This is a genomic window from Deinococcus marmoris (genome assembly GCF_001949125.1).
Lineage (GTDB): Bacteria > Deinococcota > Deinococci > Deinococcales > Deinococcaceae > Deinococcus > Deinococcus marmoris_A.
This window is the reverse complement of sequence record NZ_MSTI01000117.1, coordinates 1-12,628: the sequence shown is the minus strand read 5'-3', so window position 1 is coordinate 12,628 and position 12,628 is coordinate 1. Positions and strand designations below refer to the sequence as shown.

The 12,628-nt window shown below is 59.4% G+C and carries 14 protein-coding genes and 2 pseudogenes; 6 read left to right on the top strand and 10 right to left on the bottom strand.

Annotation, left to right across the window (positions count from 1 at the left end):
* The 3 genes from BOO71_RS27960 to BOO71_RS17550 all read left to right on the top strand — a co-directional run.
* On the top strand, positions 1-372 hold a 372-nt coding region (locus tag BOO71_RS27960), incomplete at its 5' end, for a transposase (protein WP_368482884.1).
* Between the two features lie 991 nt (positions 373-1,363).
* Positions 1,364-2,521, top strand: coding sequence for a hypothetical protein (locus BOO71_RS17555; RefSeq protein WP_075834535.1), 1,158 nt, complete (start codon positions 1,364-1,366; stop codon positions 2,519-2,521).
* Positions 2,522-2,595: 74 nt separating this feature from the next.
* Positions 2,596-3,789, top strand: a complete 1,194-nt coding sequence (locus BOO71_RS17550) for a lactonase family protein (protein ID WP_139323006.1) — start codon at positions 2,596-2,598, stop codon at positions 3,787-3,789.
* Positions 3,790-3,795: 6 nt separating this feature from the next.
* Here the strand turns inward: BOO71_RS17550 and BOO71_RS17545 are convergent, their stop codons facing one another.
* Both BOO71_RS17545 and BOO71_RS17540 read right to left on the bottom strand, forming a co-directional pair.
* On the bottom strand, positions 3,796-4,779 hold the full coding sequence (locus BOO71_RS17545; protein WP_075834537.1) for a transposase: 984 nt from the start codon (positions 4,777-4,779) through the stop codon (positions 3,796-3,798).
* 520 nt (positions 4,780-5,299) lie between these two features.
* A complete protein-coding gene (locus tag BOO71_RS17540) occupies positions 5,300-5,692 on the bottom strand; it encodes a VOC family protein (protein WP_075834531.1) in 393 nt (130 codons plus the stop codon).
* A gap of 264 nt (positions 5,693-5,956) precedes the next feature.
* Here BOO71_RS17540 and BOO71_RS17535 point away from each other — a divergent pair, with 264 nt between their 5' ends.
* Together BOO71_RS17535 and BOO71_RS17530 are read left to right on the top strand one after the other, a co-directional pair.
* Positions 5,957-6,592 (top strand): dihydrofolate reductase family protein, encoded by a 636-nt coding sequence (locus BOO71_RS17535; protein WP_254843203.1) that lies wholly within the window; start codon positions 5,957-5,959, stop codon positions 6,590-6,592.
* A gap of 176 nt (positions 6,593-6,768) precedes the next feature.
* Positions 6,769-7,626 (top strand): tyrosine-type recombinase/integrase, encoded by an 858-nt coding sequence (locus BOO71_RS17530; RefSeq protein WP_075834527.1) that lies wholly within the window; start codon positions 6,769-6,771, stop codon positions 7,624-7,626.
* 133 nt (positions 7,627-7,759) lie between these two features.
* Here BOO71_RS17530 and BOO71_RS17525 read toward each other — a convergent pair whose 3' ends face one another.
* From BOO71_RS17525 to BOO71_RS17505, 5 genes and pseudogenes are all read right to left on the bottom strand, one after another.
* Positions 7,760-8,122, bottom strand: a complete 363-nt coding sequence (locus BOO71_RS17525; RefSeq protein ID WP_075834525.1) for a response regulator — start codon at positions 8,120-8,122, stop codon at positions 7,760-7,762.
* Positions 8,119-8,310 (bottom strand): hypothetical protein, encoded by a 192-nt coding sequence (locus BOO71_RS17520; RefSeq protein WP_075834523.1) that lies wholly within the window; start codon positions 8,308-8,310, stop codon positions 8,119-8,121. The genes BOO71_RS17525 and BOO71_RS17520 overlap by 4 nt, the downstream gene beginning before the upstream one ends.
* 81 nt (positions 8,311-8,391) lie before the next feature.
* A complete protein-coding gene (locus BOO71_RS27125; protein WP_139323005.1) occupies positions 8,392-8,637 on the bottom strand; it encodes a hypothetical protein in 246 nt (81 codons plus the stop codon).
* Between the two features lie 179 nt (positions 8,638-8,816).
* The gene (locus BOO71_RS17510) at positions 8,817-9,083 is read right to left on the bottom strand and encodes a hypothetical protein (RefSeq protein ID WP_075834518.1); all 267 of its coding nucleotides are present in this window, start codon (positions 9,081-9,083) and stop codon (positions 8,817-8,819) included.
* A 166-nt stretch (positions 9,084-9,249) separates the two neighbouring features.
* Positions 9,250-10,346 (bottom strand): annotated as a pseudogene (locus tag BOO71_RS17505) (transposase).
* Between the two features lie 103 nt (positions 10,347-10,449).
* Here BOO71_RS17505 and BOO71_RS27955 point away from each other — a divergent pair.
* Positions 10,450-10,608 (top strand): hypothetical protein, encoded by a 159-nt coding sequence (locus BOO71_RS27955; RefSeq protein ID WP_175607469.1) that lies wholly within the window; start codon positions 10,450-10,452, stop codon positions 10,606-10,608.
* 103 nt (positions 10,609-10,711) lie between these two features.
* Here the strand turns inward: BOO71_RS27955 and BOO71_RS17500 are convergent, their stop codons facing one another.
* The 3 genes and pseudogenes from BOO71_RS17500 to BOO71_RS28435 form a co-directional block, all read right to left on the bottom strand.
* Positions 10,712-11,500, bottom strand: coding sequence for a DUF2259 domain-containing protein (locus BOO71_RS17500; RefSeq protein ID WP_075834516.1), 789 nt, complete (start codon positions 11,498-11,500; stop codon positions 10,712-10,714).
* 524 nt (positions 11,501-12,024) lie between these two features.
* Complete coding sequence (locus BOO71_RS27120) at positions 12,025-12,222, bottom strand: hypothetical protein (RefSeq protein ID WP_139323004.1); 198 nt, start codon at positions 12,220-12,222, stop codon at positions 12,025-12,027.
* 74 nt (positions 12,223-12,296) lie between these two features.
* Positions 12,297-12,628 (bottom strand): annotated as a pseudogene (locus BOO71_RS28435) (hypothetical protein); the annotation flags it as partial.

Genomic DNA, 12,628 nt, shown 5'->3' with positions numbered 1-12,628 from the left:
CTGCTGGATTTCGTGGGCATCCATCAGGTCCGCCTCCTGGCGGACCGAGGGTTCTGCGACACGCAACTGATGGCCTGGCTCGGAGTCTGTGGATGGCATTACCGCATTCGGATCAAGTCCAACCTGATTCTTGCTGCTCCAGATGGCCAGCGGCTGTGCCGGGTGAATGAGGTGCAACTCGCACCACGGGAATCCCGCTGTTTGCACAACATCACCCTCACCGGGCAGCGTTTTGGTCCCGTCCATGTTGCTCTGGCCCGTCCGACGGACGGGCCAGAGCAATGGCAGGTCGTGAGCGATGAACCAACGAGCGTGGAGACCTTTGCCGAATATAGCGAGCGATTTCAGATTGAGGAAGGCTTTCTGGACTAGAAAAGTGGTTTGTTCGGGTTGGAAGGTTCCAAAGTGCGAGATGCACCCAGTCTCGAACGCTTGGTGACCGTGCTGGCCGTAGCGACCGTGCTGCTCGTGTCCGAAGGCATTGAGGTGGTGCAGCGTGGGGACCGGGCGTGTCGTCGATCCCCACTGGCAGCGGGCGCTGAGCTACCTCAAGATCGGTCTCCGGGCGGTTCATTACGCGCTGAGCCGTGGTCAGGTGGTGTTCGCGCGCCTGACGCTCCAGGGGGGGCCTGACCCTGAGCCACTGGGTCAGCGGAAACGCCCCCATGCCCCTCCTCAAACCACTCTTGAAGTTGGCTGGCAGCTCGTTTTTCGTTCACTCTCATAAAATCTGTCAGGCCGCCAGCTAATCGGCGATCTACTCGGCTACGAAGTAGAAGTGGATGCTTAGAGCATTTACCAGAATAGATGCTGGGCTAAGTGGAGCCTAGACATCCTCTGTGACGACGCGAAGCAACTCCAATCCTGCTCAAAATAAAGCTTCTTCTCTGTCAAATGCTGTAGACGACGGGCGCGAAAAGTGTCGGGTACTGAGTTCCTGAAGAGACCCTCATTTGAACCTGCATCCCGTCAAGCAACGTACACCTAACAAAGAGGTGAAAAATGGATCACTTGTAAACGTCATCCAGACGTCGTCATATTTTTGTCGTCAGATTCATTCGTTAGCACTAGCGGTTGCGGGCTTCTTGTCGAGCGGTCAGTATCCTTGCATTCTGTTTGATAAGTAGCTAGCGGGTGCAAATTAGGGCATCGATCAGATTCATATGCCGCACTCAGAGGAGATTTTTTGCCGATACGGACATTTGGATATGCCTGCTTCTCCTCCCGTTAGCTACTTAGGAATCAACATAGGAGGTCAGAATTTAGGATGAATCTCCTTGGTTTTCTGCGGCTTGACTCAGTTTAAGTCAGACACAGCGCCGTCTTTGATGTCATTCCTCCAAATCTCAGGAGAACCCAGACCATGAAAACCCCATTTCTAATCGCCGCCCTGGCCCTCTCGACTGGCTCTGCACTGGCCCAGGCCGATACCATCACGCCGCCGCCGTCGTCTGTCGGCTCCAACATCAGCCAGGAGTATCAGGGGCCAGCGCCATCCACTTTTCAGAAAGAACTCGTTGGACCGCTGCTGCTGTTGCGGGCGGGCAACATCAGCGCCGATGGCAGGAGCGTGAAACTGCCGCTCTACAAGGGCCAGATGGTGGACGGACGCGTGGTGTGGTACATCCTGACCGACACCACCGATCAGGGCAACGCCAATGCACTGGGCCTCAACTATTCGGCCAAGCTGAACTACGGCAACACTGGGCGCTCGGCCCGCCCCGCCCGCCTGGAAAAAGACGGCTCGCTGACCTTCCTGCGAGGCACGGTGGATTTTGCACCAGAACATGCGGTTACGCCCGGCACTGCGCCCAATTTCTTTCCGCCCAGCAAATTTCAGGCGGGCGGCGTCGGGGACCGGGATTACAGCCCGCTGATCTCGATCACCAATGCGGGCGGCCACATCTACAACGCGCCCATCGTGGCGTTCGACGTCAGCGAGGATAGGATCAACAACTGCGATAGCGCCCCCAACCATGATCTGGTGCATGACAAGGTGCTGAAGATCTGCCCCACTGACCGAACCGTGACGCTGCAAATGACGCCAGGCTTCAGCTTCGGCAAGCCCAACATGTACCTGAGCATGGAGTCCAACGATCCGGTGGTGGCCGCCGTGGAAAACGTGACCCTGGCTCCGGCCCTGGATGACGTGCTGGTGGGCCGTGATGATGGGGCCTTTAGTGCGGTGGAGCGGCTCTTTACCATCGTCAACGGCCCGATGGGCCTGAACAATCCCCAGCGGCAGGGCCTCAACAGCGCGCTGGGCGACAAGGCTCCTGACGGGCCGCTGAACATTCTGGGCGGCATTCCCACCGTCGCCACCGATTACAGCCCGCTGTGGGACGTGAACGTGGGCGAGTGGACCGCCGACGCCATCAGCAAGGGCTATCGCTCGCGGATCATCGATGAGTTCCAGTACCTCGGAATCGTGCAGAAGGGCTTTATTACTGCGCCCGGTGGCAAGAAGTTTGGTTCCAGCGGCGTGATCGTCAATTGCCCCATCGTGATGCGCCTGCTCTAAACGTGACAGGCGAGTCGGTACCCCCAGCCAATTCGGCAGGAAACGTGCAGATTGAACCCTTTAAGGAGGATCACATGATCAGAGCGATTAAAACTTCGGGCCTCGTGCTGCTGACGGCAAGTCTCGCCGCCTGCGGAACGCTGTCCACCTCGCCCCCAACCTATGCGGGCCATCTCTACGCCATGACCAATGCCGCGACGGGGAACGCCGTCGTGCATTACGGGCGCTCCGCGAGCGGCAAGCTGAGCGTGCTCGAGACCACGATGACAGGCGGCAACGGCGTCGGCGGGACAAGCGTCGCCAACGGCACGCAGAGCGTTGACCCCCTGTTCAGCAGCGACAGCCTCTTTCTGACGCCCGATCACACCCGCCTGTTCGCCGCCAACGCGGGCAGCGGCACCGTGTCGTCGTTTCAGGTCAGTGCTGGCGGCGCGCTGAACTTGATTGGCAGCTACGACGCGGGCGGCGCGCTGCCGAATAGCCTCGCTGTGAGCGGCACCATGCTCTACGTGGGCCACGCCAAGCCTAATGCGGCGGGCACGCAGCTCACAGGTTTTCGCGTCGCGCAAGACGGCTCGCTCAGCCCCGTCGCCGGGGCCAGCTACGCGCCGAGCGGCACGATCATCGGCACGCAGGTGCTGTTCAGCCCGGACGGCAAGCTGTTGGAATTCAGTGAACTGATGAACGGCAAGGTGACCCTCTTTCCGCTCAACGCAGATGGCAGCCTGGGCACGCCGGTCGTGAACGCCAGCGCGGGAGCTGGCCCCTTTGGCGCGGCCTTCCTGGGCAACGGTAAACTGCTGGTGAGCGAGGTGGGCGCGAGCGGCGTCAAGAACGCGGGCGCGGTGTCCTCATACAGCGTGGCAGGCAGCGGAACGCTCACGCCGATCAGCACGGCGGTGGGGAACGGGCAGAACGCGACCTGCTGGCTGGCCCTCACCCCGGACGGCCAGTACCTGTACGCCAGCAACACCAGTTCGGGGAACGTCAGCGTCTACGCGGTGAGCGCGGACGGCAGCCTGACCCTGAAGAGCGGTAACTCGGCTTACCACGCCCCACAGGGGACAGTGGACGTGGCGGGCAATCCGTCGAGTGGCCCGGTGGACAGCGTCGTGAGCGCGGATGGCGCGTTCTTTTATCAGCAGTTCAGCGGATTGGGTCTGGTGGCCGCCTACCGCATTGGGGGAGACGGCGGCCTCACGCCGATCGAGGGTGGCGATGGGGCGGACCTGCCCCTGCTCGGCTCGGAGGGGCTGGCAGGATACTGAACAACCTCAGTAGGTGACAACTTCACTTCCAGCCTCTCCTGGCGGGCAAAAAGAACGGGTTAACAGATCCAGGAAAGCCACGAATCGTTCGGGTTTCCAACGGAGGGCATCCACGAGATGCTGAGCACCGTGCCGCACCAGACTTACCGCCTTTCGACCATGCTTCAGGATGGGGATGGGTTGGGTCTGGCTGAGCCAGACCCCCAATTGCAGACAGAACATCCAGGCCAATGTCACGAGTCCGAAGAGCCGTCGTAGACGCCCAGCATCAGTGATCCCTGTCCGCTCCAGATCGAAGCCCCGTGTTTTGAAACTGCTGAAGGTGCATTCCACCGACCAGCGCAATCGGTAGAGCTTCCACGTCTTCCGAACACTAAAATCTGTCGCGATGATGACGAGGTCTCCACTCGGAGGTCTCGTGGCCACCACCCGCATCAACTCCCCGAACACGAAGACCTTCTCGTCTATCTCATGGAAATGGCCGTGTTGGACGTGGTCAAACCATTCCTTTCCGCTCAAGTCATCCAGCAGGTTGTTGTACCTGATACGGATGGCTCGTTTGATTCCCTGGCGTCTCAGAAAGCGAAACCACTCTGCCCCGATGAATTCGCGGTCTGCAACCAGGCCCTGCCAGCGTTTCGCTGGCAGAACATGTAGGAGCTTCAAGACCAGCCACATCCAGTCGTAGGTGTGGCTGTTCCCCGCTTGATCGAGGGGAACCCAGATCAGAGGAAGGGTGAAGCCGTGAGCCACAGCGCCCAGCACCAGAAAGTTGATCGGAGTTTCGCCGTGCTCCCAGTTCGTGCGATTCAAGCTCAGCAACACTTTCACCGGCGGCAGATGAGCGACGAGCAGGGCCATGAAAAAGCCTATATCCAGCCGGTCATCCCGGAACGTGCGGTCTGCGCATCGCTTCTTGGCCTGCGGTGTGCTGACTCCAGGCAGGTGGGCACTGAGGTCGTGATGATTGACGCTCCTCGCGTCAATCATCGCCAGCAGCACGTCGGCCTCCTGGACCCACGGCACCCAGCGGTCCTGACCCATGCTGGGCAGCGCGGTGAGTTCCAGGACGCCCACCGATTTCCAGTCCAGCCCGCTCATGGTGGCCGGAGTCTGGTCCGTGATGAACCGCCGCACAGAGGCTGGGCCGCACATCGGATGGCCCCACTGCGCTGTGGGAATACATAAGGCGTTTGACTCGGCGATGGGTTGACCGAGCAGGCCAACCAGGGCGTCGTGAATGCTGGCGTTGGTAACGCCGCCGGACGTGAGCAGCAGTTTCATAGGTTCTCTCCTGGTCAGGTGTTGGGCGCTGGCAGCCTGAGCGCCTTCTTCTAGCGGCGCTGCCAGTGGCATGGTTCTGGAGCGTAATATGGGAAGGAATTACACATTGGGCGTAGCAACTAAATACCGTATGCGTGCCGTTGTGTCAATGCTCAGTACCCAACACTTTCTCAAGCGATCCTCTGGAGCGGCATCCAGAGTTGAATCAGTTTGAGGAGATCCATCTTTATCTGGCAATCTCCCAGATGTTGCCAGCCGGGTCTTTGAAACTGGCGGTTCGGATCCCCCAGGGACGATCCATCGGTCCATTCAGCAGGGTGACGCCTTTGGTCTTCAGCTCCGCACACTTGGCGTCAACGTCATCGACGGTCAGCGTATAGACCGCACGCGCGCCACCCTGGCTGGTGGCCACATGCGCGGGGGTCACCAACTCGTCGGCCTGACCGATCTGTAGCAGGTTGATCATGGTGGAACCGAATTTGAAGACGACGGAGGTGTCGCCCTCAAACAAGACCGGAAGTTCAAAAACCCGGCTGTAGAACGCTTTCGCTTCTTCAAGGTTTTCGGCGAAGAGCGTGATGGCGGTGATGGTATTCGTCCAGGTGACGTCTTGCGTCATTGTTCTCCGCTTGGTAGTTGAATCAATCTATTGAGGCGGACAGAACTGAGGTGGAAAATGAAGGACGCGGCCACGCTTGGCCACGAGAGCAACCTGTCGCACCTGAGCCCTGTTCTGTCCTGAGGTGTTCACGTTCCAGATGCATGACCTCTTGGACATCCACCCTGTGATGTGGATTCGGTCCCGTGGCCTGCTGAGCCTGAGTGCATGAAACTTGACCGAACTTCCCTTGTGTATTACGCTCGTAACATACCAAAAGGAGTCATGATGCGCAAACTCATCGTTGGGAATCTCGTCACGCTGGACGGCTACTACGAGGGCAAAGACCGCAAGCTGGACGCCATCTTTGACCATTTGCATCCGGACTATACGGGGGATCAGCACTTCGACGAATACATGGCTGAGCGAATGCGGGCGGCGGAGACTCTGCTGTACAACGGACGCCGCAATTTTCTGGACAATATGCAGTACTGGACGGGGATACCGCATGATCCAGAGGCCAGTCCCGTCCGCCGGGAGATGGCCGGACTGCAAGCGCGGATGAAAAAGCTGGTGGTGTCCGATCACCTCACCCGTGAGGAGCTCTCTCCCTGGAACGACACCCGCATCATCGGCGTGGCGGACGCTGTGGAAGCGGTGGTGGCCCTCAAGGCTGAGGAGGGCGGGGACATCTTCATATTCGCTGGCCGGACACTTTGGAACCATCTGCTGACCCATGACCTGATCGACGAACTGCACCTCGTCATCTTTCCGCTAATTGCTGGTGAGGGCACGCCGCTGTTCGTGGGCAGGCCAGGCGTGACCCTGAAACTGCTCAGCGCCCGCACCTGGCAGGGATCGGGCAATATTTTGGCGTGTTACGAGGTCAGCCGCCCAAATGGGGAGGAATCCACCGCTTAAATCAAACGGGTGCCGTCTGGCTCAAGACGTCCGTTCCACAGGGATCAAGCCCCCATATTCCTTTCTTATATTCCTGCTTTAATTTTCCTTATCACAGGAATCTGGAGGACGGCCAGCGGATTTGACGACAGAAATTGATCCTGGAATGCGGCTCTGGATTTACTCTTATCACAGGTATGGAAGCTAGTGACCTTCAAATCGCCGCTGAGCAGTTCCTTACGGGACTGAACCGCAGCCCGGTCACCGTCCGGGCCTACCGGGCGGACCTGACCCACCTCCAGCGCTGGTTGCAGGACAGCGGCAGAGAGATGGATGGAGTGGCTCTGGAAGCATACTTTGCAGCCCACTCGTGGGCTGCGTCTACCCAGAACCGCAAACAGACCGCCATCGAGCGCTTCTGTCGCTGGAGTCGGCAGCATGGCGGGCCAGAATTTGATCCCACCCGCCATCTTGAACGCCCCAAAATTCCGCCACCACATCCGCGCGGTCTGCGTCGGGACGACATTGAGCGCGTCTTTGCCTTCATTCCCGCGCGGCAGACACGGGACACCCTATTGTTCCGGCTGGTCTTCGAGACAGGTTTGCGGATCAGCGAGGCACTGAACATCCACCTGGACGATCTTGATCTTTCCAGGTGGGATGAACACTTGACCGTGCTGGGCAAGGGAGCGCAGCGCCGGACAGTGCTGCTTGATGACCCCCGCCTGGTCAATGGGCTGCGGAAGTACCTGCGGTCTCTGGACTACACACATGGGCCGCTGTTTCAGGCTCAGAAGAACGGGCGCGGTGGGCCGCTGCGGTATCAGAGTGTGCAGGAGCGCTGGCAGAGCTACGCCGCGAGCGCAGGCGTGCTTTGCACCCTGCATCAGTTGCGCCACAGCCATGCGACGGAACTGGTCAATGGGGGCGTAAGTCTGTGGATCAGCCGCAAGCGGCTGGTCCACCGCCACATCCAGACCACCTTGCGGTATGCAGAGATCAGCGATGCTTCAGCCGACGCGGAACTCCGAATCTGGCGGCGCGAGCAGCGCTGAATTCCTTAGCGCAGGTTTTGGTTCCTAGTCCTAGTCACTCCCCTAGACCAGTGTCTCCTCAGCGGCGCGGTCTTCCTCCCCAAACAGCGCCCCATCCAGGGCCTTGGGCAGCGCGCCCTGCACCTCGGACGGTTCAAGTCAACTGCGCGACGATGTCGTGCAGTTGTTCAGCGGCCTCCAGGTCCTTGATCACATAGCCTCTGGCCCCCAACTGGACCGCCTGTGCGGCCAGCCCGGGATGCTGATGGCCGCTCAGCACCACGACGGGAACACCTGACGCCAGTTCCAGCGCGCGGGCCAGCAGCTCTAGGCCCTGCCCATCCGGCAGATTCAGATCTACCACCAGCAGGTCAAACGCGCCGCCGGGCCAGCGCCCCACGGCCTCTGCGAACGTCGGCACATCTTCAAGCGTCCACGCCACGGCCATCAACGACAGCAGTTCGCGCAACAGCAACACGTCCGTCATGTGGTCCTCGACCAGCAGCACCCGGGTCATGCCCTTCCCTGGAGGGGATGGTTTCTGTGCCGGTCCATCCGGGCGTCGCGCAACACCTGACCTTCCATCTCCCAGGCGTCCAGCTTAGGGCGGCGGCGCATGACCTGTTCGAGCCAGACGCGCACCTGCTCGACGCGAGCCGCAGAGACGGTACACAGGCCGCTGTCAATCCACTGATCGTCGTCCATACCCCAGCGTAGAGAACGTCCGCCCCACTGGGACAACGCCGGGTGAATGGGCCTTCAACGTCGTCTCAACTGTGCAGCGGTTCAGTCCGTGGCGGGGTGATGTGCCGGTTGGGCAGACCGGTCTTCAAGCGACGGTTGCGCGTCAAGGTGACTGGCCCGGACGGCCAGGACATACAGGCGGTTGACCAGGCCTTCGAGCCGCTCGTCGCGCAGATTGTTGGCTTCGAGATGTTCCAGCAGGAGATCGGCCATCAACCGGTAGTCGTCCGGGGTCAGGGCCCAGTCACAGGTGGTAGGGGCTGGCAGGAGGCTCCCTTGGTGTGTCATGTCTTCATTTTAAGCTCATGAAGGCGGCTGAACTATGGGGCATCGTGCGGTAGCCGGAGGCATCGGATCGGCGGGACGCTGATTTCTGGGGCCGCCATCACTTGACCAGAAGGGTCATGGCAGAGCGGCTGGCGGCTCTGCTCACCTTCTTGAACGAGGGCTGACCCTGCTTCCCGACGTCAAGAAGTGTTCTCGGCCAACTCAGGTTCTGGCCCTGCCTGCCGCTTGCCTTCCACGGCCTCGGCGTCATGCTCGCGCAACTTGACCCGGCTGGTCTTCCCGCGCAGCACTTCCAGCGTGTAGTCGCCCTCCCCAAACAGCGCACCGTCCAGCGTGTCCGGCAGGGTGATGCGCACCTCGTGCGTCTCGGCGTCATAGCGCACCTTGACCGTGGTGCGGGCGTGGCGCTCCTTCAAGGCCTCCAGCTTCTTCGGGGCCGTGTTCATAAACGAGCCTCGGCGGCGTCCGCTGTCCTTGGCCTGACCTGAGAATCAGAACCGAAACCTACGCTAAGGGAATATTCCTGTTGTAATCGGCCATATCACAGGATTTCAGGGCAGGCTGATCCTCCTATACGGCAATTTTTAACGCTGGTAGGACACGCGGAAATACTTAGGAGTTGCACCTTGCATAGCGGAGTGAATAGTCGTGCTGGTGCAGGAATTCAGCGTTTTTTGAGAACAGATGCAACAGTCGTTTGAGATGCAGATGAGGCAGCACCGTGATGAGCGCCAGGAACGCACATTCCTCCAGGGTCAGTCCATCCTGTCGATGGAGGATCGCTAGCGTCCAGGCCAAGAAGACCAGCAGAATCCAACGATCCAGCCCCACGGCAGTTCGTAACGCGAACTGCGCCAGGCCGAACTGGTGTTTTCCCTCCTTGAAAAAAAATTCCTCGTTCCACCGCTCTTTGCCCTCGGCGATCACCTCGTCTCCTTCCATCAACTCGGACGACACCGCATGAAAGGTTCGGTCTCCCCGATCAAAACGGCTCAGCGTCAGCGTCTCATACGGCCAATTCTTCAGTTCAACGTAACCACCGTGTGGGCAATCTGAAACGGTCACTTCCCCTGGATGCAGGGTACGTCGAGTGGTCCGGACACCCACCACGAATTCAAAGCCAAGTTGCCGCACCTCGTCCAGAAACACTGCCGCTTCAAAACCACTGTCGGCCAAAACCCGGATGCGAAACCGGGACCGGATGGAGTGAGGAACAGTGCGGAGCATCTCGCCTCGCGCGCCAATGTTGTGGGCGTGGGCGTGCTTTTCCCCTTGTACACCCGGTAGGCCACCGGGAACTTCACGTCCTGGTAGTGGGCAAAGAGGACCATCAGATGAATGCCGTGGACCTCGTTATAGACGCGTACAAAAGGCAGCGTGCTGCCTTTCTTCTCCACACTGGTCAGGTCAACACTGAGCCGGAGGAGAGGGCGATGTTTCCCCTTGGTGGCCAACCGCAAGCAGCCCCATTGGGCTTGCTCCAGGAGTGGCCAGCACGCCTCGGTATCCCAGGAATATTCGTTCAGGAGGCGACTGAGCGCACTCTTGCTGACCAATTCAGCGCGGTAGAGTGCCGTCTTGGTCGCCGTGTCCAGGAATATGAAGAGCGCAGCCCCCAGGCTGCGCTGCTGGTACGACGTGGTGGGCACGGCCAGGAAGTGGTCTGCCAGAATGCGGACGCGCTCCCCCGGAATCTGTGATTTTGACATTCCCAGATTCTCCCGGCTGGGAGCGCTTCGCCATCCTTATGCAGGTGCAACTCCTGAGTATTGCCCTTCGCCAGGTTAAGCCCTTCCCGTTCAGCCTTTCGATGTGACGCCGCCGCAGGCCCTGCGGGTCTCCACAACGGTGGTGGGGAGCGTCACTCAGGTCAGCCTCGGTCAGCAGGTGGACGAGGACGCAAAGCGCATTCTCCCTTATCTGAATGCGCCGCCGCCCGTGCCGCCAGGCTATCTGACGCTTCCCAATTGAGTACGACGGAAGGCAGCACCGTGAGTCTGATCCTGCCCTCAGTCTGCCGTGAGACCAGTTAAAGCAATACAGCCCTTCGCATTGGACAGAGGAAGACGGAGGGTTAGCGGGTGGGCCGGATGCCTGTGACCAGCATGTAGTTGACAGTGTTGTAGCCGTTTGATCCACTGGGATGGGTTACGGCCAGCAGCACCGACATGTAATTGCCCTGCACGCGCACCTCAGTGGGACGGTAGATCTCGGCACACTGACGTGTGGCGGGCAGTGCTGCGCCGTCTTTTTGTAGGGTGGTGATCATCACCGTGTTCAGCGGCATCACCGCGCTGACACTGAGCACTAGGCCGCGCGCTGGATAGGCCGCTCCGTTGGTGGGGCACACTGAATTGACCGCGTAATCGAAAGTGCTCAGACGGAAGGTCCATGTCCGGTCATGCACCAGCACCTTGAATGTCTGCTGTGTGTCGGCTGCTGTGGCCAGCTTGCTCATCGTCTGCGCTTTTTGCAGCTTGGATTGCCACAGCACGGTGCCGGGACGGTTATAGGCAATCCTGAGTTCTGCCAGCCGTCCTCCGCCTTTTTCCAGTACCCCGCGTACCGTGCGCTGGTACAGCTCTTGCTCGTTGACCAGGCCATTTGCGGGTTCGCTTTCCAGGCTGTAGTTGTTCAGCAGCGTGTTGGTAGCGCTGTCGACGATGTTGAGTTCGCTGTGCACTGCTCCGCTGCTGGAGTCGAGTACGGTGGTCTCGACGAAGGCGACGTAGCGTCCGTCCGGTGACCAGCCGTAGACATCAGCAGTGGTTTTGTCCGGGACGATGAAGGGGTTGGCTGAAGCCAAACTGGCGCTCAGCAGCATGGTGGTCAGTGCAGCGGCCAGACAACGCAGTGGGTCCATAGTGCCTTCCAGTGTGACACAGCGAAAGTTCTGGCTGGTTCAGGAACTGAGCTGGGCAGTGCTGGTGCGGGACGACGGGGTGGGTATCAAGCCTCAGTACGGCGACAGGATGTTCACGGTACGGTAGCCGCTGGCTGGTCCAGGTCTCTTGGAGAACTCGGGCTGCGCGCCTTAAACTCCTTCTGGAGATCTTTGCACTTGCAGTACCGGACAACTTGATGTTGGCAGCGTCCTGAACAGCGTTTTTGCCGTTTGAGTATCTGGTTGCAGTCTGGGACGGCAAAAGGCGGCTTCTTGGAGTTATGAGACAAGAAGAAACCGCCTTCGTCGACACTATCAATTTCGCCGATCTTCTGAAAGCAATGGTTCGGACAGTTTTGGGTGGCGTCGCGTGCTGGATGGAGAGGAGAAAAAGTGAGGTGTCGCGAGACGTTCAAGGCTCTGCTGGACACAGAATGTTCTGTATTCAGGTGATGTGTCTCCGATTGATCAACAGGGCTGTCTGGCAGGGCAAATAAATAATATCAATCCAGGTGTCGGTGTCGGATTGAGTTTAATTCGGGCAACGGTTGAAAAATACCGTTCTGCTGGCAGCGTACCTGCTGAAAACTGTCCGAACCATTGTGAAAGAGCGCTTCCCCTTTTTGCGGCGCGACACCTTGCAACGCGTCCAGGATGTGTTCTGTGCGCTGATCGAGCAGCGCACCACCAATCAGCAGCAATGGTCCCAGGCCATGCCTGGGACCAGCTCCCCAGAGGCCAAGAAAAAGCGTCTGGGACGATGTATCCACGACCCTCAACTGGACAGCGACTTTTTCTTAACTGACATCTTGCAGTTTTGCAAAAGGATGTCTGGAACGCACTTTCGGCCCCATAGTGAGGTGTGTACCCAAAAGAATCGCGCTCCAGACGGCTTTATTCTGACATTCTGCCTTGCTTTTCTCGCAAGCAACACCGGGAATCCTTCGAGGTCTTCCTTGACCTGTTGCTTGATGGTTCCGGTAGACCTCTGCCGGAACGGGCCACCGTCAAATCCCCCTCGGCGCTCAGCCGCTTTTTCAATCACGCCACCTGGAGTACCCGTCGGCTCTGCCGGGTAATGCGCCAGCACGCTTTCCAGACGTTGCA